General features: G+C 56.1%; 27 protein-coding genes. 8 read left to right on the top strand and 19 right to left on the bottom strand.

Annotated elements, in window-relative coordinates:
* Positions 1–54: 54 nt before the first annotated feature.
* Positions 55–228, bottom strand: a complete 174-nt coding sequence (gene rpmF / locus ACQG19_RS09180) for a 50S ribosomal protein L32 (RefSeq protein ID WP_003857964.1) — start codon at positions 226–228, stop codon at positions 55–57.
* 16 nt (positions 229–244) lie between these two features.
* Entirely contained in the window at positions 245–766 is a 522-nt protein-coding gene (gene yceD, locus ACQG19_RS09175) for a 23S rRNA accumulation protein YceD (protein WP_013097124.1), read from the bottom strand.
* Positions 767–906: 140 nt separating this feature from the next.
* Here yceD and ACQG19_RS09170 point away from each other — a divergent pair, with 140 nt between their 5' ends.
* A complete protein-coding gene (locus tag ACQG19_RS09170) occupies positions 907–1,491 on the top strand; it encodes a Maf family protein (protein ID WP_028028074.1) in 585 nt (194 codons plus the stop codon).
* A 94-nt stretch (positions 1,492–1,585) separates the two neighbouring features.
* On the opposite strand, the gene rluC is transcribed toward ACQG19_RS09170, so the two are convergent.
* A complete protein-coding gene (gene rluC, locus ACQG19_RS09165; RefSeq protein ID WP_246931449.1) occupies positions 1,586–2,533 on the bottom strand; it encodes a 23S rRNA pseudouridine(955/2504/2580) synthase RluC in 948 nt (315 codons plus the stop codon).
* A 571-nt stretch (positions 2,534–3,104) separates the two neighbouring features.
* Here rluC and rne point away from each other — a divergent pair.
* A complete protein-coding gene (gene rne, locus ACQG19_RS09160) occupies positions 3,105–6,215 on the top strand; it encodes a ribonuclease E (protein ID WP_222168638.1) in 3,111 nt (1,036 codons plus the stop codon).
* A gap of 40 nt (positions 6,216–6,255) precedes the next feature.
* On the opposite strand, the gene ACQG19_RS09155 is transcribed toward rne, so the two are convergent.
* Complete coding sequence (locus ACQG19_RS09155; protein ID WP_246931451.1) at positions 6,256–7,158, bottom strand: LysR family transcriptional regulator; 903 nt, start codon at positions 7,156–7,158, stop codon at positions 6,256–6,258.
* A 145-nt stretch (positions 7,159–7,303) separates the two neighbouring features.
* On the opposite strand from ACQG19_RS09155, the gene ACQG19_RS09150 reads away from it, so the two are divergent.
* Positions 7,304–8,518: an MFS transporter gene (locus ACQG19_RS09150; protein ID WP_155022701.1), complete on the top strand. Its 1,215-nt coding sequence runs from the start codon at positions 7,304–7,306 to the stop codon at positions 8,516–8,518.
* Positions 8,519–8,594: 76 nt separating this feature from the next.
* Here ACQG19_RS09150 and flgL read toward each other — a convergent pair whose 3' ends face one another.
* From flgL to flgB, 11 genes are all read right to left on the bottom strand, one after another.
* Positions 8,595–9,548 (bottom strand): flagellar hook-associated protein FlgL, encoded by a 954-nt coding sequence (gene flgL, locus ACQG19_RS09145; RefSeq protein ID WP_013097131.1) that lies wholly within the window; start codon positions 9,546–9,548, stop codon positions 8,595–8,597.
* Positions 9,549–9,562: 14 nt separating this feature from the next.
* Positions 9,563–11,200, bottom strand: a complete 1,638-nt coding sequence (gene flgK / locus ACQG19_RS09140; RefSeq protein ID WP_222168636.1) for a flagellar hook-associated protein FlgK — start codon at positions 11,198–11,200, stop codon at positions 9,563–9,565.
* A gap of 75 nt (positions 11,201–11,275) precedes the next feature.
* A complete protein-coding gene (flgJ, locus tag ACQG19_RS09135) occupies positions 11,276–12,229 on the bottom strand; it encodes a flagellar assembly peptidoglycan hydrolase FlgJ (protein ID WP_020689612.1) in 954 nt (317 codons plus the stop codon).
* Complete coding sequence (locus ACQG19_RS09130) at positions 12,229–13,326, bottom strand: flagellar basal body P-ring protein FlgI (RefSeq protein WP_013097134.1); 1,098 nt, start codon at positions 13,324–13,326, stop codon at positions 12,229–12,231. The genes flgJ and ACQG19_RS09130 overlap by 1 nt, the downstream gene beginning before the upstream one ends.
* A gap of 12 nt (positions 13,327–13,338) precedes the next feature.
* Positions 13,339–14,037, bottom strand: a complete 699-nt coding sequence (gene flgH / locus ACQG19_RS09125) for a flagellar basal body L-ring protein FlgH (protein ID WP_003857987.1) — start codon at positions 14,035–14,037, stop codon at positions 13,339–13,341.
* A gap of 57 nt (positions 14,038–14,094) precedes the next feature.
* Positions 14,095–14,877 (bottom strand): flagellar basal-body rod protein FlgG, encoded by a 783-nt coding sequence (gene flgG / locus ACQG19_RS09120; protein WP_008500810.1) that lies wholly within the window; start codon positions 14,875–14,877, stop codon positions 14,095–14,097.
* Between the two features lie 11 nt (positions 14,878–14,888).
* A complete protein-coding gene (locus ACQG19_RS09115; protein ID WP_013097135.1) occupies positions 14,889–15,644 on the bottom strand; it encodes a flagellar basal body rod protein FlgF in 756 nt (251 codons plus the stop codon).
* 20 nt (positions 15,645–15,664) lie between these two features.
* The gene (gene flgE, locus ACQG19_RS09110) at positions 15,665–16,873 is read right to left on the bottom strand and encodes a flagellar hook protein FlgE (protein ID WP_013097136.1); all 1,209 of its coding nucleotides are present in this window, start codon (positions 16,871–16,873) and stop codon (positions 15,665–15,667) included.
* A 26-nt stretch (positions 16,874–16,899) separates the two neighbouring features.
* Positions 16,900–17,610 (bottom strand): flagellar hook assembly protein FlgD, encoded by a 711-nt coding sequence (flgD, locus tag ACQG19_RS09105; RefSeq protein WP_013097137.1) that lies wholly within the window; start codon positions 17,608–17,610, stop codon positions 16,900–16,902.
* 11 nt (positions 17,611–17,621) lie between these two features.
* Positions 17,622–18,026: a flagellar basal body rod protein FlgC gene (flgC, locus tag ACQG19_RS09100; protein ID WP_013097138.1), complete on the bottom strand. Its 405-nt coding sequence runs from the start codon at positions 18,024–18,026 to the stop codon at positions 17,622–17,624.
* On the bottom strand, positions 18,027–18,446 hold the full coding sequence (flgB, locus tag ACQG19_RS09095) for a flagellar basal body rod protein FlgB (protein ID WP_013097139.1): 420 nt from the start codon (positions 18,444–18,446) through the stop codon (positions 18,027–18,029).
* A gap of 157 nt (positions 18,447–18,603) precedes the next feature.
* Here flgB and flgA point away from each other — a divergent pair, with 157 nt between their 5' ends.
* From flgA to flgN, 3 genes are all read left to right on the top strand, one after another.
* Positions 18,604–19,260 carry a flagellar basal body P-ring formation chaperone FlgA gene (flgA, locus tag ACQG19_RS09090; protein WP_246931453.1) on the top strand — a complete coding sequence of 219 codons (657 nt, stop codon included), beginning with the start codon at positions 18,604–18,606 and terminating at the stop codon, positions 19,258–19,260.
* Positions 19,261–19,353: 93 nt separating this feature from the next.
* Positions 19,354–19,647 carry a flagellar biosynthesis anti-sigma factor FlgM gene (gene flgM / locus ACQG19_RS09085; RefSeq protein WP_013097141.1) on the top strand — a complete coding sequence of 98 codons (294 nt, stop codon included), beginning with the start codon at positions 19,354–19,356 and terminating at the stop codon, positions 19,645–19,647.
* A gap of 4 nt (positions 19,648–19,651) precedes the next feature.
* Positions 19,652–20,077 carry a flagella biosynthesis chaperone FlgN gene (gene flgN / locus ACQG19_RS09080; RefSeq protein ID WP_028027944.1) on the top strand — a complete coding sequence of 142 codons (426 nt, stop codon included), beginning with the start codon at positions 19,652–19,654 and terminating at the stop codon, positions 20,075–20,077.
* A 59-nt stretch (positions 20,078–20,136) separates the two neighbouring features.
* Here the strand turns inward: flgN and murJ are convergent, their stop codons facing one another.
* From murJ to rimJ, 4 genes are all read right to left on the bottom strand, one after another.
* Complete coding sequence (gene murJ / locus ACQG19_RS09075; RefSeq protein ID WP_023620179.1) at positions 20,137–21,672, bottom strand: murein biosynthesis integral membrane protein MurJ; 1,536 nt, start codon at positions 21,670–21,672, stop codon at positions 20,137–20,139.
* Positions 21,673–21,801: 129 nt separating this feature from the next.
* A complete protein-coding gene (locus ACQG19_RS09070; protein ID WP_246931455.1) occupies positions 21,802–22,725 on the bottom strand; it encodes a Gfo/Idh/MocA family protein in 924 nt (307 codons plus the stop codon).
* Positions 22,726–22,727: 2 nt separating this feature from the next.
* Complete coding sequence (locus ACQG19_RS09065) at positions 22,728–23,378, bottom strand: YceH family protein (protein WP_047024050.1); 651 nt, start codon at positions 23,376–23,378, stop codon at positions 22,728–22,730.
* Positions 23,379–23,387: 9 nt separating this feature from the next.
* The gene (gene rimJ / locus ACQG19_RS09060) at positions 23,388–23,972 is read right to left on the bottom strand and encodes a ribosomal protein S5-alanine N-acetyltransferase (RefSeq protein ID WP_013097146.1); all 585 of its coding nucleotides are present in this window, start codon (positions 23,970–23,972) and stop codon (positions 23,388–23,390) included.
* Positions 23,973–24,208: 236 nt separating this feature from the next.
* Between rimJ and mdtH the strand changes: the two genes are divergently transcribed.
* Positions 24,209–25,417 (top strand): multidrug efflux MFS transporter MdtH, encoded by a 1,209-nt coding sequence (mdtH, locus tag ACQG19_RS09055; protein ID WP_038419097.1) that lies wholly within the window; start codon positions 24,209–24,211, stop codon positions 25,415–25,417.
* Positions 25,418–25,538: 121 nt separating this feature from the next.
* Positions 25,539–26,099 (top strand): lipoprotein, encoded by a 561-nt coding sequence (locus ACQG19_RS09050; protein WP_013097149.1) that lies wholly within the window; start codon positions 25,539–25,541, stop codon positions 26,097–26,099.
* Positions 26,100–26,150: the final 51 nt, after the last annotated feature.

Genomic DNA, 26,150 nt, shown 5'->3' with positions numbered 1-26,150 from the left:
ATTCCCCGTTTGCACGGGGAGTTCCTCACTAAGCCTAATCACGCAAACGCGTGATTACTTAGTGATAACCTTGCGGCCGCGGTAGAAACCGTCAGCAGTGATGTGGTGACGCAGGTGTTTCTCACCAGAAGTCTTGTCTACAGACAGGCTGGTAACTGCAGTCAGCGCGTCATGGGAACGACGCATGCCACGTTTGGAACGGGTTGGTTTATTCTGTTGTACGGCCATGGACCTTACTCCTCAATTACTTACGCTTTAAGCTGGCTAATACGGCAAATGGGTTTGGTTTTTGCGCTTCATCAGGCAGTTCCCCAAAGACCATGTCCGCCTCGGACACTTCACAGTGTTCAGAATCATGCACCGGAACCACTGGCAAGGTGAGGATGATTTCATCTTCAACCAGAGCCAGAAGATCGATTTCACCGAATTCGTTAACCTCAATCGGCTCATACGCTTCCGGGAGTGCCTCAGCCTGTTCGTCAGAACGAACCGGACTGAAACAATACGTTGTGTGAACGTGCTGTGTGAACGGTTTCCCGCAACGCTGACATTCGAGCGTTACCGTCACCTTTGCATCACCGGTTAAAACGGCAAGACGCTGGTTATCGATAGCGAACGACATGGAGCATTCCACATCACTGTCCACACTGACTACGGATTCGGCAATACGCTCAGCCTGATCGGAAGTATAGATACCTTCGTAATCGAGGCGTTTTTGAGCCGTACGAACCGGATCAAGAGTCAGGGGTAATTTTACCTTTTGCATAGGGCGCGCATATTAACTTTGTAACGTCATATAGTCAAAGAAAAAGGCAACCAGGGCTGCCTTTTGCCAATTATTCGCACACATTGCGGCCTGTAGTTTAAAATGGCTGGCATCGATACGCTATATCTGGTGATAAAAATATGCCAAATCTCGTTCTCGCTTCCACTTCTCCCTACCGCCGAATGTTGCTGGAAAAGCTCGGGATCCCGTTTGTGTGTGCCGCGCCGGACGTTGACGAGACGCCACAACCTGGCGAGTCGCCGCGTCATCTAGTGACGCGTCTGGCGAAAGAGAAAGCACAATCGCTTGCCGCACAATACCCTTCGCATTTGATTATAGGCTCCGATCAGGTTTGCGTGCTGGATGGTGTCATCACCGGTAAGCCACACACCGAAGAGAATGCCTGTAAACAGCTTATGCAGGCGCGCGGCAATATTGTTACCTTTTATACCGGCCTCGCGCTCTACAACTCCGCCGTGGGCCACCTGCAGACCGAATGCGAACCGTTTGATGTTCACTTCCGACACCTGAGCGAGCAAGAAATCACAGATTATGTGCGTCGTGAACGGCCTCTCAACTGCGCCGGCAGTTTTAAAAGTGAAGGTCTTGGGATTGCGCTCTTCGAAAAGCTGGAGGGGCGTGATCCGAACACGCTGGTGGGCTTACCGCTGATTGCGCTGTGCCAGATGTTAAGACGCGAAGCGTGTAATCCACTGACGGCGTGACCGTTGCGGCCTGATGCCCTCACCCCGGCCCTCTCCCACAGGGAGAGGGTGCAAACATTAAAAACGGCAACTCCGTTGCCGTTTAACTTTTACCTTAGCCGCGCAGAACTTTCAGGCAGCGTTTCAACTGCTCATCCAGCGGCGCTTCAATACGTATAGTCTCGCCGGTATTCGGATGGGTAAACTTCAGCGCTGCCGCATGCAGGAACAGACGCGACAGCCCCGTCCCCGCCAGTTGCTTATCAAATTCCCTGTCGCCATAGCGATCGTCAAACGCAATCGGATGACCCGCAAACTGGGTATGCACGCGAATCTGGTGGGTTCGGCCCGTCACCGGGCTACAGCGCACCAGGGTGGCAAACTCATAGCGCTCTTCCACTTTAAAGCGCGTCTCAGACGGTTTACCTTCCTGGCTGACACGAACGATTCGCTCACCGCTTTGCAAAATATTTTTCAGCATTGGGGCCTGCACCACTTTCACGTGGGACTGCCACTGACCGCGCACCAGCGCCAGATAATTTTTCTGCATCCCTTTTTCGCGCAGCTGCTCGTGCAACGAGCGCAGGGCTGAACGTTTTTTGGCGACCAGCAGCACGCCAGAGGTGTCACGATCGAGACGGTGAACCAGTTCGAGGAAACGGGCTTCCGGGCGCAACGCGCGCAGCCCTTCAATCACGCCGAAACTGAGACCGCTGCCGCCGTGTACCGCCGTACCCGACGGTTTATTCAGCACCAGGATGTGGTCATCTTCATACAGGATCACATCACTCAGGGCGGCCACCTTCTGCAGCTTAGGCGACACGACCTCTTCTTCACGTTCGGCAACACGCACCGGCGGGATACGCACTTCGTCACCGGCTTCGAGCTTATACTCAGGCTTCACGCGTTTTTTGTTAACCCGCACCTCGCCCTTACGCAGGATGCGGTAAATCATGCTTTTTGGTACCCCTTTCAGCTGGGTGCGCAAAAAGTTATCGATACGTTGCCCCGCTTCATCATCGGCGATAGCAACCATTTTTACGGCTGGAGTCTCTGTTTTCATGGTTGGCGATTCTAAATATCGTCAGGCATTAGCGCCACTCATTTTTCTATGCTTATATTTACTTTTATCCGGCCTGCCCCGGTTTCGCGCAATCGATTTGGTGGTTATTAAACCAATCACCATCCTGAAGTGAAGAAACTGTGAGTAACCGGGTGATAATTGGTAAAAGTCATCTTGCTATAACCCGGCGAGCAGTGGAATAATGAAGCCGTTTTCCGCGTTAAATCCGGGTTTTGTAAGGATGTCGACGGAATGACCAATTTTGTCTGACCGATCATCCACGCAGCAATGGCGTAAGACGTATTGATCTTTCAGGCAGTTAGCGGGCTGCGGGTTGCAGTACTTCCCGGTATAAGGATTGTTCTCTGGAGAGTTCTACCCAGGCAATTCCCCTGATAATTGCGCTGTGTTTCCGTATGAAACACAGGCAACCGACACTCTGCGCCTCTTAAGCGAGCGACAACCGTGAGGTTGGCGACGTGAATAGACACGAGGCCATCGGTTCATACCCCGGAAAGCGTCACCTTGCCCGCAGCTTTGTCGTCAATGTAAGAATAACGAGTAAGTTACGATGAAAAGAATGTTAATCAACGCAACTCAGCAAGAAGAGTTGCGTGTCGCCCTTGTGGATGGGCAGCGCCTGTACGATCTGGATATCGAAAGTCCTGGACACGAACAGAAAAAAGCGAACATTTACAAAGGTAAAATCACCCGCATTGAACCAAGCCTTGAGGCTGCATTTGTCGATTACGGTGCTGAGCGTCATGGTTTCCTCCCTCTGAAAGAAATCGCCCGCGAATATTTCCCTGCTAACTACAACGCTCATGGCCGTCCGAATATCAAAGATGTTCTGCGTGAAGGTCAGGAAGTGATTGTTCAGATTGATAAAGAAGAGCGCGGCAACAAAGGTGCCGCACTGACAACCTTTATCAGCTTGGCAGGAAGTTATCTGGTACTGATGCCAAACAACCCGCGTGCGGGTGGTATCTCTCGCCGTATCGAAGGCGATGACCGTACCGAACTGAAAGAAGCGCTGGCCAGTCTTGAACTGCCGGATGGCATGGGTCTTATCGTGCGTACCGCCGGTGTGGGCAAATCTGCCGAAGCGCTGCAGTGGGACTTAAGCTTCCGTCTGAAGCACTGGGAAGCTATCCAGAAAGCAGCAGAAAGCCGCCCTGCTCCGTTCCTGATCCACCAGGAAAGTAACGTTATTGTACGTGCCTTCCGCGACTATCTGCGTCAGGATATCGGTGAAATTCTCATCGACAACCCGAAAGTGCTTGAGCTGGCTCGCCAGCACATCGCCGCACTGGGTCGTCCGGACTTCACCAGCAAAATCAAACTGTACACCGGCGAAATCCCGCTGTTCAGCCACTATCAGATTGAATCCCAGATTGAGTCCGCCTTCCAGCGTGAAGTCCGTCTGCCATCCGGCGGTTCTATCGTTATCGATACCACAGAAGCGCTGACCGCTATCGACATCAACTCCGCACGTGCGACGCGCGGCGGCGATATCGAAGAGACCGCCTTCAACACCAACCTTGAAGCCGCTGATGAAATCGCCCGCCAGCTCCGCCTGCGCGACCTGGGTGGTCTGATTGTTATCGACTTTATCGACATGACCCCTGTTCGTCACCAGCGTGCGGTTGAAAACCGTCTGCGCGAAGCGGTGCGCCAGGATCGTGCGCGTATCCAGATTAGCCATATTTCACGCTTCGGCCTGCTGGAGATGTCCCGCCAGCGCCTGAGCCCGTCTCTGGGCGAATCCAGCCATCACGTTTGCCCGCGCTGCTCCGGTACCGGGACCGTTCGTGATAACGAATCTCTGTCTCTCTCTATTCTGCGTCTGATTGAAGAAGAAGCGCTGAAAGAGAACACCAAAGAGGTTCACGCCATTGTTCCGGTGCCAATTGCCTCCTACCTGCTGAACGAAAAACGTGCCGCGGTGAGTGCCATTGAAGCGCGCCAGGGCGGCGTTCGCTGCATCATCGTGCCAAACGACCAGATGGAAACGCCGCACTATCACGTGCTGCGTGTCCGTAAAGGCGAAGAGACCAGCACGCTCAGCTACCTGCTGCCGAAGCTGCATGAAGAAGAGATGGCGCTGCCATCTGATGAAGAGCCAGCCGAGCGTAAACTGCCAGAGCAGCCTGCGTTAGCGACCTTCATCATGCCGGAAGCTCCGCCAGAAAGTGCCCTGGAAAAACCAGCGGCTAAACCTGCGGCACAAAAACCGGCAGTGGCGGCAAAAGCCGAGCCAGCACAACCGGGTCTGCTGAGCCGTTTCTTTGGCGCGCTGAAGAAAATGTTCGCAGGTGAAGAAGTTCAGCCAGAGCAGCCGAAAGAAGAACCTAAAGCGGCTAAACCTGAGCGTCAGCAGGACCGTCGTAAGCGTCAGAACAACCGCCGCGATCGTAATGACCGCAGCGACCGTAACGAGCGTCGTGACAACCGTTCGGACAACAATGAAGGCCGTGAGCAACGCGAAGACAACCGTCGCAACCGTCGCGAGAAACAACAGCAGAACGTTGAAGATCGTGAAATTCGCCAGCAGGCGGGCGATGAGTCCGAGAAGAGCAAACAGCGCGACGAGCAGCAGCCTCGCCGTGAGCGTAACCGTCGCCGTAACGACGAAAAACGCCAGGCGCAGCAGGACGTTAAAAACCTGAATCGCGAAGAGCCTGCTGAGCAGCAGGAGACCGAGCAGGAAGAACGTACTCAGGTTATGCCACGTCGTAAGCAGCGCCAGCTGACTCAGAAAGTGCGCGTCGGTGCTGTTCAGGCAGAAGAAACCGCAGCTGTCGCAGCCGAAGTGACAGAAACCACAACGGGCACGCAGGTTGCGAAAGTTGACCTCCCGGCCGTCGTGGAAAATCAGATAGAGCAGGATGAAAACAGTGAAAACCGTGACAACGCGGGTATGCCGCGTCGCTCGCGCCGTTCTCCGCGTCATCTGCGCGTGAGCGGTCAGCGTCGTCGTCGCTACCGTGACGAGCGTTACCCAACGCAGTCCCCAATGCCAATGACCGTGGCGTGCGCGTCACCTGAAATGGCATCCGGTAAAGTCTGGATCCGCTACCCTGTTGCTCGCCCGGAACAGGCTGTTGAAGAACAGGCAGTGACCGAAGAGGTGATTGCACCAGCACCAGCACCAGCAGCAGCGGCAGAAGAGGTTGTAACGGCAGCGGCAACCGTGGTTGAACCACAGGTTGTTGAAACTGAAGCACCTCACGCTGTGGACGTCGAAACCACCCATCCAGAAGTGATTGCTGCTCCGGTTGATGCCGCGCCGCAGCTTATTGCCGAAGAAGATGCCGTGGTGGCTGAAGAAGTAGCTGAAGAGGCTGAACCTGTAGCCGCAGTGGAAGAAACCGCTGAAACCATCGTTGAAACCACGACCGAAGAGGTTGTGCAGGACGTTGAGATTCAGGTTGAACCTGTTGTTGAAGAAGCGAAAGCGCCGGAAGTGAAACCCGAGCCGGTGAAGGTTGCCGTCGCGCCTGCGCACGTTGCCACAGCACCGATGACTCGCGCCCCTGCGCCTGAGTATGTGCCTGAAGCACCGCGTCACAGCGACTGGGTTCGCCCGGAGTTCAACTTCGAAGGTAAAGGTGCTGCCGGTGGTCACAGTGCTACGCACAAGGCTACTGCACCAGCAACCCGTCCGCAGTCAGTTGAATAACGCACGCTAAGTGTGAAAGCCGACCTTCGGGTCGGCTTTTTTATGGCTGCTGTAGCGGCTTTCTCATTCCAGTGACCTCCGGCATGATCTGCCGCATCAACTCCAGAAAACGCCGCAAGCGCGCCGGATAGTAGCGGGACCAGGGGTAAACCAGATGCACCGGTAACGCCGCCGGCTGCCACTCGGGCAGTAAATGCACCAGCCGCCCTTCCCGAATATCCTCCTGCACTGTCCAGCTTGATACCACCGCCACGCCAAGCCCGGTGAGAGCCGTATTGCGTGCGACATACAGACTGTCGGTACTGAGGCGGGGAGTAATCGCCACGCGCGCGGTGGCTGGCGAGGCATCGTGAAAAAGCTCCACATGGCGCTGGTAGAAAGAGCTGATGGCTATCCAGGGAAGCTGCTGCAAATCTTCCGGGGTGTTAACCGCCGGAAAACGGGCCAGCAATGCCGGAGAAGCCACCACTGAGCGCGGCACCTCAGCCAGCAGCACGGACACGGTCGCCGGGTCAACCTCGACGCCCACCCGAATCGCACAGTCAAGGTTGTCGCCGAGAAAGTCAGCCGACCGGTCGTTGAGCATCCACTCAATAGAAAGCTGCGGATAACGCTGCAGAAATTCGGTTAACGGTTTCAGGAGCTGATCCTGACCAAACGCGTGCGGGGCGCGTACCCGCAGGACGCCTACCGGTTCGTCTTCCGTCTGCCCTACCTCATCTTCCAGTGCCAGCCAGCTGTCAATCACCCGACGGGCGTGCTGATAGCAGCGCTCGCCGTCATCCGTCAGACGCGTCGTGTGAGTAGTGCGCAATATCAGGCGCACACCGAGCATCGTCTCAAGCGACTGCAACCGTCGGCTCACCGTGGCCTGGGTGGTTGCCAGCTGCCGTGCCGCCGCAGAGAGGCACCCGGCCTCAACAATACGAACAAACGTCCGCATTAGCTCCACCCTGTCTATACGCTCAACTCTTTTAATCATCTTTTTGCCTATACGCTAAACGTATAAGCGTTTTACCACCGGGCCCGCTACCGCTGCAAGGCATGCTGATAAAAAATAGCCACACACGATGAATGAGGAACATCTTATGAACACAACATCCGCCGCCCATGCCGTAAGCCGCTGGGTCATCTTAATGCTGGCGCTCGGTGCGGGCTTCAGTGTGGCATCCATCTATTATGCTCAGCCTCTGCTGCCGCTGATGGGCGCTGACCTGCACCTGAGTATCGAAGGAATGGGCATGGTCCCGACGCTTACCCAGGCGGGATATGCTCTGGGGATCCTGTTCCTGCTGCCGCTCGGCGACCGACACGACCGCAGAACACTGATCCTGATAAAAAGTGCAGCCCTGGCGCTATTTCTGCTTAGCTGTAGCCTGACCGGACAAATCCACTCCCTGCTGCTGGCAAGTCTGCTTATTGGCGTGGCCGCCACCATGGCGCAGGATATCGTCCCTGCCGCTGCAATCCTTGCGCCGGAAGGCAAACAGGGGAAAACCGTCGGTACGGTGATGACCGGTCTGTTGCTGGGTATTCTGCTCTCCCGAACCGTCAGCGGCGTGGTAGGTGAGGCTTTTGGCTGGCGCGTCATGTACCAGCTGGCTGCCGCAAGCATTGCGTTTATCGGCGTTGTTATGTGGGCCGTACTCCCGCGGTTTGCCATCCACTCCACCCTGAGCTATCCGGCGCTGCTGCGTTCTATGGAACACCTGTGGCGTCGTTATCCGGCTCTGCGCCGCGCGGCGCTGGCTCAGGGTTTTCTGTCGATTGCCTTTAGCGCCTTCTGGTCCACGCTGGCAGTGATGCTGCTGGAACGTTATCACTTAGGAAGTGCGGTCGCGGGGGGATTTGGTATTGCGGGTGCTGCAGGTGCGTTAGCCGCCCCGCTGGCGGGAGGTCTGGCCGATAAGCTGGGCGCCGGAAAAGTCACGCAACTCGGTGCGCTTCTCGTGACCGTCTCATTTGCCCTGATGTTCCTGATGCCCGCGCTGGGCCTTCATGGACAGCTCATCCTGATTGCCCTCTCCGCCGTCGGGTTCGATCTGGGTCTGCAGTCAAGCCTGGTGGCGCATCAGAATCTGGTGTATAGCCTTGAGCCGCAGGCCCGTGGACGCCTGAACGCCCTGCTCTTTACGGTAATCTTCATCGGCATGGCACTGGGCTCTGCGCTGGGCAGTAATATCTATACGCTGGCGGGATGGACCGGGGTGGTCGCGCTTGCGACGGTATGCGGCGTCATTGCGCTGGTCATTCGCCTGATTGAGAGCGCTCGCGTCAGCGCCGTGCAGGCAGACATCGCCTAAAAAAAATGCCCAATCCAGACGGATTGGGCAGTCAAAACATGCCCAGTTTCAAGACATGTTCTAAGAGGTAAAGATGTTATTTGTTCAACTGGAACAGCGACATACCCTGCATATCGCTAAACGCTTTATAGGACGCCTGCAAGGCAGCCTGCTGCATAATGTAAGAAGAAATGGCACTGTTCCAGTCAACATCGACCAAATCGCTCATCTGCTGAGTCTGCCCCAGCGCACGGTCATCGCCCAGGTTATCGAGTTTTTCCAGTTCGTTCATCTTGGTACCCACATCCGCCACGACGGTAAGGACATTGTTCTGGGTATTGGTGATGCCGATCTGTGCATCAGAAATCGCTTTGTTCTGCACTTCCGCCGCCGCAGAGTCGTTATCAACAGGAACCTTGAGCGCGGAAATCGCCGAGTCGAGGATCTTGAACATATTCGTCTCGCCATAACCGCCGCCAGGCAGTTCTTTGGCGTTACTGGTAATACTTTCGAAGATCTGCTGACCAGTGTGGCTAATCACCATATTACGGGCGGTATCAACCTGCTGAGAGATGGCCTGAGTTCCCCCGTTGTAATCACCGGTAACGGAATCAAACGGTGGCGCTTCGGTCTTATAGCCAGCAAAAATATACCGACCATTACCATCCGCTGAGTTTGCCAGGTTCATCAGCTGATCGCGGATACCCTGCAAGTCACTCGCCAGTGACAGACGATCGTCATCACTTAACGTGCCATTTCCTGCGTTAACGAGTTTCTCTTTCGCACTGGTAATTGCCGCGTTAACCTGGCTCAGCACGTTATCTTCCAGAGAGACTTTTTGCGTGGCGAACGTTCTCGCCAGGGCAAACTGGCTATTCTGGGATTGAGATTGTGACAGCACAACCGCCTGCGACGCCGCAATAGGATCGTCCGACGGACGGTTCACACGCTTACCAGTGGACATTTGCTCACCGTAGCTCAGCCACTTGCTCTGGGAATCGGTGATTCCCCGCATGTTCTGGTCGTACATCATCTGGGTGCTAATACGCATTTTTCACCTCAGCCTTAGCGAATATTGATAATTGCATCAAAAAGCGTGCTGGCAGTTTGTAAAACCTGCGCATTGGCAAGGTAATACTGCTGATAGCGCTGCAGGTTGCCATACTCTTCGTCGAGGTTTACCCCAGAGATGGACTGCTGCTGCTTAGTCAGTTGCGTCGCCACATTCGCTTTCGTTTCGCTGCTGGTTTTCAGCGCGGCGGTTGAGCTGCCGACCGTACTGACAAGGGAAGCATAGGCATCGTTGAAAGTCTTATTGCCGCCAACAACCTTACTGTTTTGCAGATCGAGCAGTTTTTGTCCATTGCGGTTGTCGCTCTCGCCGCCGTTGCTTGCGGATGCCATAGCCAGTTTGGACTCATCTTTGAACTTGAGCTCCATATTGACGATGACATCAGAAACAGGCTTGACGATGAAACTGTCTTTGGCGTTCGCACTACCGGTCACGTTGACGCTCAGGCCATCAAAGGTGAGATTGCCACTTGCGTCCGGGGCCATGGTGAAGCTGGTTTTATCCGAACGGGTGATAGTCCAGTCGGTGCCGTTAAACTGCAGCTTATAATCGGTGGCCTGCACTTTGGTGCTGTCTGCCACAGTGGCCGTCATTGCGGCCGTACCGGTATTGCGACTGTTGGTTACCACGGCTGGCGAACCAAAGTCGAACAGCTTGCCACCGGCATCGCCATTGGCATCAAACCCGGCTTCATGCTGCTTATTCATAGCGTCCGCAAAGGCCAGTGCCAGCTGGTTGAGGTTGTTACGCGCTTTATCCAGATCTTCTGAGCGGAACGTAAACAAGCCCCCCAGCGAACCGGTGGTGACCATTTTCTCGGGAATTTCGACGTTGCCGGACACCTCATCGCTGTAGGCGATAGTCGTCCGGGTCGGATCGGCGCTGGATTTCACCGCGGCTAACTGGTTTGCTTTGCTCCCCTGCACCAGGCTGTAACCGTTGCCAAAGGAGACGTTATAGGTGCCACCATCCTGAACAGCCACTTCAACACCCACAATTTGGTTCAGCTCACTCACCAGCTGATCGCGCTGATCCAGCAGGTCATTTGGCGATGACCCTGCCCCTACGCCGGTGAGACGTGAAATCTGATCGTTCAGATTCGCAATCTGTTTTGCGTAGTTGTTGATCTGCTCAACGCTTGAAGCGATGGCGGTATTAACCTGAGAATCCTGATCGCGAAGATACTGGTCGTTCGTTTTAAACTGATTGACCAGACCATCCGCTTTTCCCAGCACCGTCTGTCTTGCGGCCGGGTCTTCCGCGTTGCTCACCAGCGTTTGCAGGCTTTTAAAGAAATCCTGAAGCGTCGTCGAAAGTGAGTTGGTGGAATCAGAGAGCACATCGTCAATTTTTGACATCTGCTGATAGCGCGTCGTCAGACCGCTACTCTGCGTTTGCGCGGCGCGCAGTTGGTTGGTGATGAAAGCATCATATTCACGCTGCACACCAGACACATACACCCCGTTGCCCACCCAGCCACCGCCGGTCAGCGTGCTGTTAGACGCACCCAGCACGGTCGTCTGGCGGGTGTAACCTGCCACGTTATAGCTTGAAATGTTATTACTGACGGTATTGAGTGCCGCCTGAGCAGCACTGAGGCCACTCATGGCGCTGTTAATCAAACTGGACATGGAGGTTCCTTTTATTCGTTCAGACACGAGTCCTGATGAAAGTTATCGGCAGCCTCCACCGGGACTTGAGAAGTTTCAGAACAGATTTTCGATATCTGTGCTATAGGCTTTGCTGACTTTCTCGCCCATCGATTTAAGCTGCTGAATCATGCTGGTGAGCTTACGCGCATAGTTCGGGTCGGTGGCATAGCCCGCATTTTGCAGGGCCTGCGCACCCTGCTCAGGCGTAGCCGCCTGCGTAACGGCGGCATAACGCGGGTTGCGGCTCAACAGGCCCACATAATCGGACAACGCTTCCAGATAAGAGCTGTAAACGCGGAATTTTGCTTTGATCTTCACCGCCGCTCCGTTTTCATATTCGGTGGTGGTGATCTCCGTTGTCGGCCCCTTCCAGCTGGCATTCGCCTTCACGCCAAAGATGTTGAAGCTCGGCTCGCCGTTTTCTTTACGGATCTGGCGCTGACCCCAGCCCGATTCCAGCGCGGCCTGGGCCAGAATCAGGTGATGTGGTACCCCACTCTGTTCACTGGCAAGACGGGCCGGCAGCGAAAGCTGTGCCAGGAAGTCTTTGCTGTCGCCGGAGAGCGGCTCATCGCTGCTCACCGTCGCCTTCGGTATCGCTTTACGCACCATTTGCGTCAGCGCCTGGTTCTGATAGCTGGTCACCGTTTGCAGGTCGAACTTCATCGGCACCTGCTGCGGCTCATCCTTCGGCTGGATCCCCTGCGCGGCTTCGGTCTGTTTGACTATCATGTCAGCCAGACCGAGCCCTTTACCGGCGGTCATCTGCTGCGCAATCTGTTGGTCATACATGCTGGTATACAGGCGCGTTGAATCACTGCTGAACATGCCGTCTTTAGGCAGAGTTTCACGCATGCTCTTCAGCATCATCTGTACAAACATCCCCTCCACCTGGCGGGCGACCGGGCGGATATTCGCCGCCGGGTCTTTGCCTGCCTGGGTTTTCAGTTCGTTAAGCGACTGGGCATCCCAGGCCGCGCTGGTCAACAGTTTGCTATCGGTCAGCATCAGATGATTTCCAGTTTGGCGCGCAGACAGCCCGCACTTTGCATGGATTGCAGAATAGACATCAGATCCATCGGCGTTGCCCCCAGGGCATTCAGGGCACGCACCACGCTGTTGAGGTTGGCACTGGAGCGTACGCTCTGCAGCGAGCCCCCGCTCTGACGCAAATCGATCTGGGTTTGCGGCGTTACCACCGTCTGCCCACCACCAAACGGGGTATCCGGCTGGCTGACGTTGGCGGAGCGGTTGACCGTTACCGAGAGGTTACCCTGCGCCACAGCGCAACTGTCCAGCGACACTTCACGGTTCATCACCACCGAACCGGTACGGGAGTTGATGATCACTTTGGCATCCTGAACAGGGACGTTCACTTCCATGTTCTGGATATCGGCCAGCATGCGCACCTGGTTGCTGCCGCCCGTTGAGGTGCGGATCTGCACGGTACGGGCGTCCAGCGCCGTCGCACTGCCATAGCCGCGGCTGCGGTTGATGGTGTCGGCGATCTGCTGCGCCATGGTGAAATCTTCGTTGTTCAGCTGCAGGTTGATGGTATTCCCCGCGCCGAACTGGGTCGGCAGTTCACGCTCAATGATTGCACCGTTAGTGATACGCCCGCCGTTCAGCTGGTTGACCTGCACGCTGCTGCCGCCTGCAGAGGCCCCCGCGCCGCCCACCAGAATGTTACCCTGCGCCAGGGCATAAACCTGGCTATCCACCCCTTTCAGCGGAGTCATCAGCAGCGTACCGCCGCGCAGGCTTTTGGCGTTACCCATGGAGGAAACCACCACATCGATGGTCTGCCCCTGACGCGCAAACGCCGGGTAGGAAGCGGTTACCATGACCGCCGCCACGTTTTTCAACTGCATGTTGGTGCCCGCCGGTACGGTGATACCGAGCTGGGACAGCATGTTGTTCAAGCTCTGGGTGGTGAATGGCGTCTGGGTGGTCTGGTCACCCGTGCCATCCAGGCCAACCACCAGACCATAGCCAATGAGGGAGTTTTCACGCACGCCCTGAACGCTGGTGAGATCGCGAATGCGGTCAGCCTGGGCAAATGTTGCCACCAGCATCAGCGCCACGGCGAAGATCGATTTAAACATGGGTCACCTCGCTTACATCGGCGATAAATTAAGGAAGAAGCGCTGCAGCCAGCCCATATTTTGCGCTTCGTTGATATAGCCGTTACCGACGTATTCAATGCGCGCATCCGCCACCTGGGTGGACGGAACGGTGTTGGTGCCGCTGATGGTGCGAGGGTTAACCACACCGGAGAAGCGAATGAACTCAGTGCCCTGGTTAATGGCGATCTGTTTTTCACCCACCACATGTAAATTGCCGTTAACCAGCACCTGGTCAACCGTTACCGTCAGCGTGCCGCTGAAGGTATTGCTGGCGTTCGCGCCACCTTTACCGTTAAAGGTATTGCCGCCAGACGCCTCAACATCCGCACGTGCATTGCCGAAGAGTCCCTGCAGATAGCGCGGTACGGTATCGAAGCCAAAATTGGTTTTGCCATCGCGGCTGGCATTCGCCGACGAGCTCTTGCTCGCGCTGACGTTCTCCTGCAGCACAATGGTCAGGGTATCGCCGACGTTACGCGGGCGACGGTCTTCAAACAGCGGCTGATAACCATAGTTGATCGGCTGCGCGGTCTGGAAAATGGAGCCGTTCACCACTGGCGCAGGGCCAGGAACGGGTTGGGCGGTCGTCGCACCCTGGACCAATGGTTTAGACGGGATCCAGGCACATCCGCTAAGGGTGACGGCCAGAACAGTCAGAATCGGATAACGAAACGCCGCGTTTTTTTGCATTGCCTTCATCTTCGAAAACAGGGAGCCGGTGCGGCGTTCACCGCACCGGGCTGCACCTTAGAGTTGCGTCAGTTTCTGCAGCATCTGGTCGGTCGTCGACACTGCTTTACTGTTAATTTCATACGCGCGCTGGACCTGGATCATATTCACCAGCTCTTCCGCCACGTTCACGTTCGAGGTTTCCACATAACCCTGATACAGCAGCCCTGCCCCGTTCAGGCCCGGGGTGCTCTCATTCGGCGTACCGGAGGATTGCGTTTCGGTGTAGAGGTTCTCGCCAATGCTTTCCAGACCGGTATCGTTCATGAAGGTGGTCAGGTTGAGCTGCCCCACCTGAACAGGCGCGGCCTGTCCCTGCTGGGTGACGCTCACCACGCCGTCACGCCCGATGGTGATGCTCAGGGCATTCGCCGGGATCGTGATAGCAGGCTGAACCTGGAAACCACCGGCCGTGACCAGCTGGCCGTTCTGATCGACCTGGAACGAGCCGTCACGGGTATAGGCAGAGGTCCCGTCAGGCAACTGCACCTGGAAGAAACCCTGGCCTTTAATGGCGACGTCTTTGCTGTTGTTGGTCTGAGACAGGTTGCCCTGGCTGTGCAGACGCTCGGTGGCGACCGGACGAACACCGGTACCGATCTGCAAACCTGACGGCAGCGTGGTTTGCTCAGAGGACTGCGCACCCGGCTGACGAATGGTTTGGTAAAGCAAATCTTCGAAAACGGCACGCTGACGCTTGAAACCATTGGTGCTGACGTTTGCCAGGTTGTTGGCAATCACATCCATATTGGTTTGCTGCGCGTCCAGGCCAGTTTTCGCGATCCATAAAGAACTGATCATAGGGAGTCCTGTTAACTCATAGCCAGAAGTTGGTTAGCTTTGCCCGCGTTTTCATCAACGCTGCTGATAATCTTCATCTGCATTTCAAAACGACGGGCGCTGGCGATCATGTCGGTCATGGCTTCGACCGGCTTGACGTTGCTGCCTTCCAGAACACCGGACATCACGCGAATGGTCGGGTCGGCCTGAAGCGTGGCGCCACGGGTGGCCTGAGCCGCCTGGGTCAGACGGAACATACCGTCATCACCACGCTGCACCTCTTTGCCATCCGCTTTGACCAGCTTCAGACGCCCGACGGGCGCAACGGTATTGGCCGGGTCGCCGGGGTTCAAGGCGGAGATGGTACCGTCTGCGGCGATGGTCAGCTCTGAGCCTTCCGGCACCGTCAACGGACCCGCTTCACCCATTACCGGGTGCCCCTGAATCGTCAACTGGCCTGTGGCACTGACCTGGATATTTCCGTTGCGGGTATAGCCTTCGCCGCCGTCTGCCGTTTGCACGGCCAGCCAGCCGTCCTGCTGCAGAGCAACGTCCAGCGGACGGGCGGTGTAATCCATCTGCCCTGGCGTCATGTCTGCACCCGGCGTGGAGGCGGTAACCAGCGTACGCGTCGGCAGGGACAACCCTTCTACCGGCACCGCACGCAGCGCATTGAGCTGTGCGCGGAACCCCGGCGTAGAGGCGTTCGCCAGGTTGCTGGCGGTAACGGCCTGCTGATTGAGCGTCTGACTTGCCGCGCCCATCGCGGTATATATTGCGTGATCCATTGCGCTTTCCTGTTAGCCGCTTAACGCAGGTTAACCAGCGTGTTGAGGATCTGATCCTGGGTCTTGATGGTCTGCGCGTTCGACTGATAGTTACGTTGCGCGACAATCATGTTCACCAGCTCTTTACTCAGGTCGACGTTAGAGGCTTCCAGCGCACCGTTGGTCAGCGTACCGAAGTTACCGGAACCCGCGGTACCCAGCAGCGCGACGCCGGAGGACTGCGTGGCAGACCAGACGTTGTCACCTTCAGACTTCAGACCTTCGTTGTTGGCGAAGTTTGCCAGCACGATCTGGCCCAGAACCTGGGTCTGTTCGTTGGAGTAGTTACCGACCACGGTGCCGTCGTCGTTGATCTGGTAGCTCACCAGGTCGCCCGGTTTAAAACCATTCTGGCTGGTTCCAACGATGTTGTTCGCACCAGTGTTCTGCTGCATGGAGTTCGCAAAACTCATGGCGAAGGTCGCAGGCGTGGCACCAGGAATGGTCGCGGTAGTCAGGTTGATGTTGCCACCGCCGATCAGCGTACCGTTGTTGTTGAAGGTCAGCGTCGTGGCGAGAGAGGCCGTGCTGCCTGCCACGCTACCGTCCTGGGCATACACTTTCCAGGAGTTAGCCGGGGTCGCATCTTTGACGTAAAACAGGTTCATGTTGTGCGCATTACCCTGGCTGTCAAAGACGGTGACCGTACCTTTTTTGTTGTAAGTATCCGGGTTGGCCGGATCAAAGGCGGTGGTCGGTGCGGTATCGGTGGAGTTGAGGTTAATCTGCTGGGAAGCCGTGGTGGTGGCCTTCGCGGCCATCAGCGTGGTCGGGATATTAATAGGCTGTGGGTTCGCACCGGTCTGAACCGTTGATGGCGTCCCGGCAACCGGATAACCGGTTAATTGCATCCCCTGCATGTTCACCAGGTTACGGTTTTCGTCCAGCTTGAACTGGCCGTTACGGCTGTAGAACACCGAGCCGTTAGCATCGACCATACGGAAGAAACCGTTCTGGCTGATGGCAACGTCCAGGCCTCGACCGGTATTGGTGGTGGTGCCGTCGGTAAAGTCCTGGGTAATGCCTGCAACTTTTACGCCCAGACCCACTTTGGAACCGGCAAACATATCTGCAAATGAAGCAGAACCGGATTTAAAACCATAGGTCGCGGAGTTGGCGATGTTGTTGCCAATGACGTCCAGGTTGGTGGCCGCAGCATTCAGGCCGCTGACCGCTTGAGAAAAGGCCATGACTTACTCCTGATAAGTGTTAAGGCTTAGATAATCTGCCGAACTTCGTCGAGTGTGGTGGTACCAGAAGTACCCAAATCCAGTTTGTTGCCATCGCTACCTTTAATGACGCCCTGGACCAGCGCAAACTGCAGCGGCTGAGCCACCAGCTGGGTAGAGCCATTGCTGGCACTGATTGCCACTTTGTAAGAACCGTTTGGCGCTTTGGTGCCGTCGGCCAGGCTGCCATCCCAGGTAAAGGTATGAACGCCCGCCTTCAGTTCGCCGATATCAATCGTGCGAACCACGGCGCCGGTAGCGTCGGTGATCGTCGCGGTGACTTTGTCGGCCGCCTGCTGCAGCTCAACGCCAAACGGCGTGGTGGTGGTGGTCGTGTTGCCTTCGGTAGTGCTGGTGCCCGCCAGGATCGTGGTGCCCGGGATCATCACCCCGTGACCAATCAGGCTCGCAGCCTGCAGGGACTGGCTGTTATCAATTTGCCCGGAAACAGAGCCGAGGGTGGTATTGAGTTTCTCAATGCCGCTGACGGTACTGATCTGCGCAAGCTGCGTGGTCAGTTCGTTGTTCTGCATGGGGTTGGTGGGATCCTGGTTCTTCAGCTGTGCCACCAGCAGCGTCAGAAAGCTGCTTTGCAGATCGGAGGCGTTACTTCCCGTCAGGGAGCTGGAACCCGTCGAACTTTTGGCGCCACTGACGCCCGAGTTCGTTGGATCATTCACATTAACGGCGATGGACATGCATGTCTCCTTTACTGGCCGAGAGTGAGGGTTTTGAGCATCATGCTCTTCACGGTATTAAGCACTTCGACGTTTGCCTGGTAGCTACGTGAGGCGGACATGGAGTTCACCATCTCCCCCACCACATCCACGTTTGGCATTTTCACGTAGCCGTTCGCATCCGCCAGCGGGTTGCCGGGCTCATACACCAGCTTGTCCGGTGCCTGGCTTTCCACCACGTCAGAGACTTTCACCCCGCCCGTCGCCGCGCCTGGTGCAGCATCCACCTGGAACACCACCTGCTTTGCACGATAAGGCTGTCCGTCAGGTCCGGTCACGCTGTCGGCGTTCGCCAGGTTACTGGCAGCCACGTTCAGGCGCTTGGACTGCGCGGTTAACGCCGAGCCGGCGATATCGAAAATATTCAGCAAGGCCATTTATCCGTTGCCCCCCTGCAGGACGTTCATCATGCCTTTGATCTGTCCGCCGAGTACGGTCAGGCCCATCTGGTATTTCAGGCTGTTATCGGCAAACTGCGTACGCTCCCGGTCCATATCCACGGTGTTACCGTCGAGTGAAGGCTGGTCGGGAATGCGATAAAGTAAATCGGTCGTGGGCGCCGTCATCGCCTGAGCAGGAATATGGCGTGAGGAGGTCAGAGCGAGCGCGACACCGCTCCCTTCTGCACGTCCACGCTCCATCACTTTTTTAAGCTCACTGGAAAAATCAATATCGCGCGCCTGATACCCTGGCGTATCGGCGTTGGCAATATTGGCGGCTAAAATCTCCTGCCGCTGGGCGCGTAAATTGAGCGCTTCCTGCTGAAAACGTAACGCGGCGTCGAGTTTATCGAGCATGTCTCCTCCGCTGATGGCAAAATTTCAGTTCACAGCTTAAATCTCACCCCGTCACCCCTATCGACGGAATAAGCGCAAAATGCGTCGCTATTTATTCCGTTGATGCAAAACCACTGCAGGTAGAATCCTCTCAATTCGGGTAACGGTGGAATGTGCGATGCAAACGTTAAAACGCGGCCTGGTGGCTACGGCCCTGCTTTTCAGCCCCCTGGTACAGGCTGAAGTACAGGATCAACTGACGGCTTTCTTTGCTCAGCAACTGGCGGGCTTTAGCGACGAAGTCAACGTCACCGTGCGCACGCCACCTAATCTCTATCCCTCCTGTGAGCAGCCGTCGTTCAGCGTAACGGGCACCACAAAACTGTGGGGGAACGTGAACGTGCTGGCGCGCTGTCCGGGTGAAAAACGCTATTTACAGGTTGTGGTACAGGCGACGGGCAATTATGTTGTGGCCGCCGTTCCCATTGCTCGCGGCAGCATGTTGCACGCCAGCAGCGTGACTCTGAAACGCGGTCGTCTGGATCAGCTTCCGCCGCGCACCATGCTTGACATTAACCAGGCACAGGATGCCGTCAGCCTGCGTGATGTCGCGCCAGGCCAGCCGATACAGCTCTCCATGCTGCGTCAGGCATGGCGGGTTAAAGCGGGTCAGCAGGTGATGGTGGTGGCCAACGGCGATGGTTTTCAGATAAACAGTGAAGGGAAGGCATTAAACAATGCCGCGGTGGCACAAAATGCCCGCGTCAGGATGTCCTCAGGCCAGGTGGTTAGCGGAACCGTCGATTCTGATGGGAATATTCTGATTAACCTATAATCTTTTTAAAGAAATCGCTGCGACTGCCGATAAATAATCAACTAATGATGATGTCAGGCGCCAACGCCGCGAACCCTCGATGAGGACAACACTATGAGCATTGATCGTACATCAGCCCTGAAGCCGGTAAGCGCTGTACAGCCTCGCGAAACGAATGACGCCACGCCGCAGAAAACGCGTGTGGAAAAACCGTCAACGTCCAACAGCACCAGCGTCACCCTGAGCGATGCTCAGGCCAAACTGATGCAGCCAGGCAGCAGCGATATCAATATGGAACGCGTGGAAGCGCTGAAAACGGCTATTCGTAATGGTGAGCTGAAGATGGATACCAGCAAAATTGCTGACGCCCTGATTCAGGAAGCACAGAGTTTCTTACAGAGTAACTAACCGTATGAGTCGACTGTCAGAAATACTGGATCAAATGACGGTTGTCCTGAACGACCTGAAAACGGTCATGGACGCGGAGCAACAGCACCTCTCTTCCGGTCAGATCAACGGCAGCGCGTTGCAGCGTATTACGGAAGATAAAAGTTCGCTTCTGGCGACGCTGGACTATCTGGAACAACAGCGTCGCGCTGAGCAAGATCCTAAGCGCAGTGCGAATGACGATATTGTAGAACGCTGGCAGACCATTACAGAAAAAACCCAGCATCTGCGCCATCTCAATCAGCACAACGGCTGGCTGCTGGAAGGCCAGATTGAGCGTAATCAGCAAGCGCTTGAGGTGTTAAAGCCGCATAAAGAGCCCGGGCTGTACGGTGCGGATGGTCAAACATCAACGGCACGTGTCACGGGCGGGAAAAAGATTTCGATTTGAAGCCCAGGCGACAAATCAGGCAGCGGGGAGCACCCTCAGGTGAACTCCCCTTTTGGCGTTTATGCGGTACGGCGGGCAAACTCTTTCACTTTGAAGCCCAGCACCGCGAGCGTCGCAAAGTAGGCCACAACCCCAACACCCACAACGGCCATCAGCCGCATCAGACGGTAAAGCATGGTGCCCTGCGACCATTCCGGCATGACATGCAGCATGCCAAGCAACGCCGCAGCCATAACCAGCACCGCAACGATCAGACGCACAAAGAAGCTTTTCCAGCCCGGCTGCGGCGTGAAGATATCCTGCTTACGCAACTGCCAGTACAACAGCCCGGCGTTGAGACAGGCCGCAAGACCAATAGACAAGGCCAGACCGGCGTGCTTAAGCGGGCCAATAAAGGCCAGGTTCATCAGCTGAGTCATAATCAGCGTCACAATGGCAATTTTCACCGGCGTTTTGATGTCCTGGCGCGAGTAGAACCCTGGTGCCAGCACTTTAACGACGATCAGCCCCATCAGCCCCACCGAGTAGGCAATCAGCGCCTGCTGCGTCATTGACGCGTCAAAAGCGGTGAATTTGCCGTACTGGAACAGGGAAACGGTCAGCGGCTGCGCGAGGATCCCCAGCGCTACCGCACTCGGCAGCGCCAGCAGGAAGCAGAGACGCAGCCCCCAGTCCATCAGACGGCAATATTCGTCATGGTTTCCGCTGGCAAAACTTTTCGACAGCGACGGCAGGAGAATAGTCCCCAGCGCCACCCCCAACACCCCGGAGGGAAACTCCATCAAACGGTCCGCGTAGTACATCCACGAAACGGAACCGGATTTGAGGAAAGAGGCGAAGATAGTGTTGATGATAAGCGAGATCTGGCTAACCGAAACCCCGAGAATGGCAGGCCCCATCTGCTTAATCACGCGCATCGCACCGGCGTCACGGAAATTAATTCGCGGCAGAACCAGCATGCCGATTTTCTTCAGATGCGGCAGCTGATACGCCAGTTGCAACACGCCGCCCGCCGTCACCGCCCAGGCCAGCGCCAGCACCGGCGGGTTGAAATGGGGTGCGGCGAACAGCGCAAAGCCAATCATGCTGATGTTAAGGAAGGTTGGCGCAAAGGCCGGAACGGAAAAACGGTTCCAGGTATTGAGGATTGCCCCCACCAGCGAGGCCAGGGAGATCAGCAGAATATAAGGAAAGGTAATACGCAACAGTTGAGTGGTCAGGGCAAATTTATCTGCCGAGTCCGCAAAGCCGGGTGCCGTCACCATAATCACCCAGGGCGCAGCCAGCATCCCGAGCACCGTTACGATCGCCAGGGCCAGCGTCAGGAGGCCTGAAACGTAAGCGACAAATACGCGCGTGGCGTCTTCACCCTGCTTGCTTTTATATTCCGCCAGGATAGGAACGAATGCCTGGGAAAATGCCCCCTCGGCAAAAATGCGACGCAATAAATTCGGCAATTTGAACGCGACGAAAAAAGCGTCCGTTGCCATCCCTGCACCAAATACTCTTGCCACAATCGCATCGCGCGCAAAACCCAGCACGCGGGAAAACATGGTCATCGAGCTGACTGCCGCCAGCGATTTTAATAAGTTCATTAATGAGAATTCCCACAACCCTACGGATTTCCAGGACGGGTAAGCGAAAGCGCCACCCATTGAAACCAACAAACGGCGCTTAGTCTACCCGGATTTAAGGGAATTACTATCGGCAGATGTTACAGAGAATTATTCGCTCATGGCCTCTCGCCAGAGCCGCTCAACAATGCGTTGTGCCATGATGGCCTGCTCACCGGATGTTTCCGGAACCGTCTGATTTTGCACACAGGTGATAAAGTGGCGGGCGCATCCGTCAAAGCCGCGCTGCTCAAGGGTGCTTTGCCAGCCAGGCGCCGGTAGCGTGACCACGCCGCTGCCTTTCTCTTCGCGCCATTCGCGCATGTCGGTAATGTCATACAGGGCACCATCCGTGACCGCCTGCACAGACTCCCGCTGACTGCCGGCCCGGCGATGCATGCTGGTGGTGACCTGCAGATGCTCAAGAGCAAAATGGTGCTCAGCGTAAACCATATGGCCCTGATCGTTGGTCAACAGGGTGCCGCTTTTAAGCTGGGCTTGCCCGTTGGTTAGCCAGAGCGCCGTATCTACCACGTGCAGGTAATCATCCAGAAGGGTAAAGCGCAGATCGTTCGGTCCGACGCTGTCGGTACGATGCTTGTCCATTCGCAGGGACGCGAGCCCACCAGACCTGGCCTTCAACTGCTGGTAAAGCGGCGCAAAACGGCGGTTGAAACCCACCATCAGCGTCAGTTTTTTGCGTGCAGCGAGTTCAATCAGCCGTTCGGCATCCTGAATGTTTTCCGCCAGGGGTTTATCCACACAAACATGGACCCCGGCATTCAGTAATTCGCTGACCACCTGATAATGGGTGGCGGTAGAGGTGTGCACAAAGACCGCATCGCAGTCGCGCGCCAGATCCTGAAGCGATGCCGCATACGGCATGCGCCAGGTTTCGCAGATCCGCTCGGCCTTCTCGCGGGTAGGTGACCACGCCCCTTGCAGCGTCCAGTCCGTCGCGGCCCCCAGAACAGGCAGCCAGGCCTTTTGCGCAATACCGCCCAGCCCTACCACGCCAACGCGTAATTTTTTCACCGTCAGTCTCCTAAATGTGCCAGCAATGCATCCAGGCGTTGTTTCAGCCCGGCCACCTCTTCCTCCAGCGCCTCTACGCGTGCCGCGAGGCTGTCATGCGCGGCGGGGGCAGCCGAATCTGCTAACACCGTTGACGGATCAACCTCACCGCTAAACAGGTGCATATAGCGGCTTTCACGTTTCCCCGGCTCGCGCGCCAGACGTACCACGTAAGGGCCATCCTCGCGGGTGGCAAGCCCGTCCAGGGTCTGCTCAACCTCCTGCATATCGGCGAACTCATGCATGCGGGAGGCCCGGGTGCGCAGTTCACCGGGTGTTTGCGCGCCGCGCAGTAACAGCGTGGTGATCACCGCCACCTCGGCGGCACTCAACTTCAGATCGCCGAACTCAGAATTGCAAAACCGCTGCTCGTACTTGGTCACGCGGTTACCGAAACCGCTGACCGTGCGCAGGTAATGGCGTTTAACCAGTTCATCGAGAATATCCTGCACCTCATGTTCGCCGAGATTCATCACCGGCTCACGGTTGGTTTTCTGGTTACACGCCATCGTCACGGCATTGACGGAGAGCGGATACTGTTCCGGTGTGGTGACCTGTTTTTCCAGCAGGCAGCCAATCACACGCGCTTCTGTTGCGCTTAACTGATATTTCATCTCTTCTCCTTAGCGGCCTGCCGTCCAGTCCCGGGTGGTTAATGCTGTCAGTACGTGGTCGCGCCACTCTCCGTCTATCAGCAGATAATCTTTGGCGTACCCCTCTTTCTCAAACCCCAACCGCGCGAGCAAATTACCGCTGCGCTGATTGTGTGGCATGTAGTTCGCCATAATGCGATGGATATGTTGCGTGCGCTGCATATAACGGATCGCCACCGTTAGCGCCTCATACATCAGCCCCTGCCCTTGCCATTTCTGGCCGATGGAGTAGCCGAGGTAGCAGGCGTGAAACGATCCGCGCACTACGTTGGAAAAGTTGGCAATGCCGATGATCTCTTTTTCCTCCGGATCCAGCAGCGCGAAATAGAACGCGCTTCCCTGCTTGTGGAATTCTGCAATCATGCTGAGGCGCGCCTGCCAGCCGGAAGGGTAGCAGTGGCTCTCATCCCGAACGGGTTCCCAGGGTTTTAAAAACTGGCGATTCTCGGCGTAATAATCCGCCAGACGCCAGGCATCACGCTCGTGCACCAGACGAACAACCAGCCTGTCCGTTGTCAGACGCACTTTTGGCACATTACTGCGATAGCCAAACATCGATACCACTCCTTCCCGTCACTTCTGCTTACCCATTAGCTTTACTATACCTGCGCCTGTGCCGTCTGTGAAAACAGTGACATACCATTTTGACCTCTTTTCACATTTTTCGATGAGAACTCTCTATCAAAGCGCTCTTTTGATAAAAAAATATTGTCACGCGCGGGGGTGGGAAAAAACGTGGCGACACCGCAGAATGTTAGCGTGCTCACCATCCTGTTTTCCCTGGAGGGAAAATGTCCCGCTTATCACAGGCCAGGAGCCTGGGTAAATATTTCCTGCTAGTCGATAACATGCTGGTCGTGCTCGGCTTTTTTGTTGTGTTTCCCCTCATCTCGATCCGCTTTGTCGATCAAATGGGCTGGGCGGCACTGATGGTCGGTATCGCGCTCGGGTTACGCCAGTTTGTCCAGCAGGGTCTGGGCGTGTTTGGTGGCGCCATCGCCGACCGCTTTGGTGCCAAACCGATGATCGTGACGGGCATGCTGCTACGCGCGGCAGGCTTCGCCACCATGGCAATTGCCCAGGAGCCGTGGCTGCTGTGGTTTTCCTGCTTCCTCTCCGGTATCGGCGGCACCCTGTTTGACCCGCCGCGCACCGCGCTGGTGGTTAAACTCATTCGTCCGCAGCACCGGGGACGCTTCTTCTCAATTTTGATGATGCAGGACAGCGCCGGGGCGGTGATTGGCGCCCTGCTGGGAAGTTGGCTGTTGCAGTACGACTTTCGTCTGGTCTGCGCGGCGGGTGCACTGCTCTTTATTCTGTGTGCGCTCTTTAATGCCCTGTTTCTGCCGGCATGGAAACTGTCAACGGTCAAAGCCCCGGTACGCGAAGGTCTTGGCCGCGTGCTGCGAGACAAACGCTTTGTTACGTACGTGCTGACCCTGACGGGGTATTACATGCTGGCCGTTCAGGTCATGCTGATGCTGCCGATCATGGTAAACGACATTGCGGGCACCCCGGCCGCCGTAAAATGGATGTACGCCATAGAAGCCTGCCTCTCTCTGACCCTGCTCTACCCGATCGCCCGCTGGAGCGAACGGCGTTTTCGCCTGGAGCATCGCCTGATGGCAGGGCTGTTATTGATGACGCTCAGCATGATGCCCATCGGGTTGGTGAACTCGCTCCAGCAGCTGTTTACGCTGATTTGCACCTTCTATATCGGCTCCATTATTGCCGAACCGGCTCGTGAAACGCTGAGCGCCTCGCTTGCCGACGCGCGCGCTCGCGGCAGCTATATGGGGTTCAGCCGCCTGGGGCTGGCCTTTGGCGGTGCATTGGGTTACGCCGGCGGCGGCTGGCTGTTCGATGCCGGAAAAGCCCTAAGCCAGCCGGAACTGCCGTGGGTCATGCTCGGCGTGGTCGGCTTTATGACGCTCCTTGCGCTGTGGTGGCAATTTAGCCAGAAGCGCAGCGCGAGCGGCATGCTCGAACCTGGGGCATAATATTCCCTGCGGCGGGGCCTCTCCCGCCGCCATTATCAGTTTTTTCTGCTGGTTTCCGCTATTTCACCCTGACATACTGGCGTAACAGGACAGTAGCGCCGATTTTTCGTTGAGGAACACTATGAAAAAAATTGTCATTGCCGCCGCATTCATTGTCAGCGGCCTGCTGGTAGGTTGTAACCAGCTTACGCAATACACCGTCAGTGAGCAGGAAATTAATCAGGCGCTGGAAAAACATAATAACTTTTCAAAAGACATTGGTGTGCCGGGGCTTGCCGATGCGCATATCGTCCTCAGCAACCTCACCAGCCAGATTGGGCGCGAAGAGCCGAATAAAGTCACTCTCGCCGGGGATGCCAATCTCGATATGACCTCTCTCTTCGGTAACCAGAAAGCCAACATTAAGCTGAAGCTCAAGGCGCTGCCGGTCTTTAACAAAGAGAAAGGGGCCATCTTCCTGCAGGAGATGGAAGTGGTAGACGCGGACGTCACGCCGGACAAGATGAAACCGGTCATGCAGACCCTGATGCCCTACCTGAACCAGTCCCTGCGCAACTACTTTAACCAGCAGCCGGCCTATGTCTTAAGTGAAGACAAGAGCAAGGGTGAGGCACTGGCGAAAAAATATGCCAAAGGCATTGAGGTGAAACCGGGAGAGATCGTTATTCCATTCACCGATTAACCTGAAGGGGCGCAAAAGCGCCCTTTTTTTTACGGAAAAGTGTGCAAACGA

The sequence above is a fragment of the Enterobacter cloacae complex sp. 277I4 genome, assembly GCF_050031465.1.
GTDB classification, from domain to species: Bacteria; Pseudomonadota; Gammaproteobacteria; order Enterobacterales; family Enterobacteriaceae; genus Enterobacter; species Enterobacter cloacae.
Note: the sequence above shows the minus strand (reverse complement) of the source record. Positions and strands in the feature narration are given on the sequence as shown.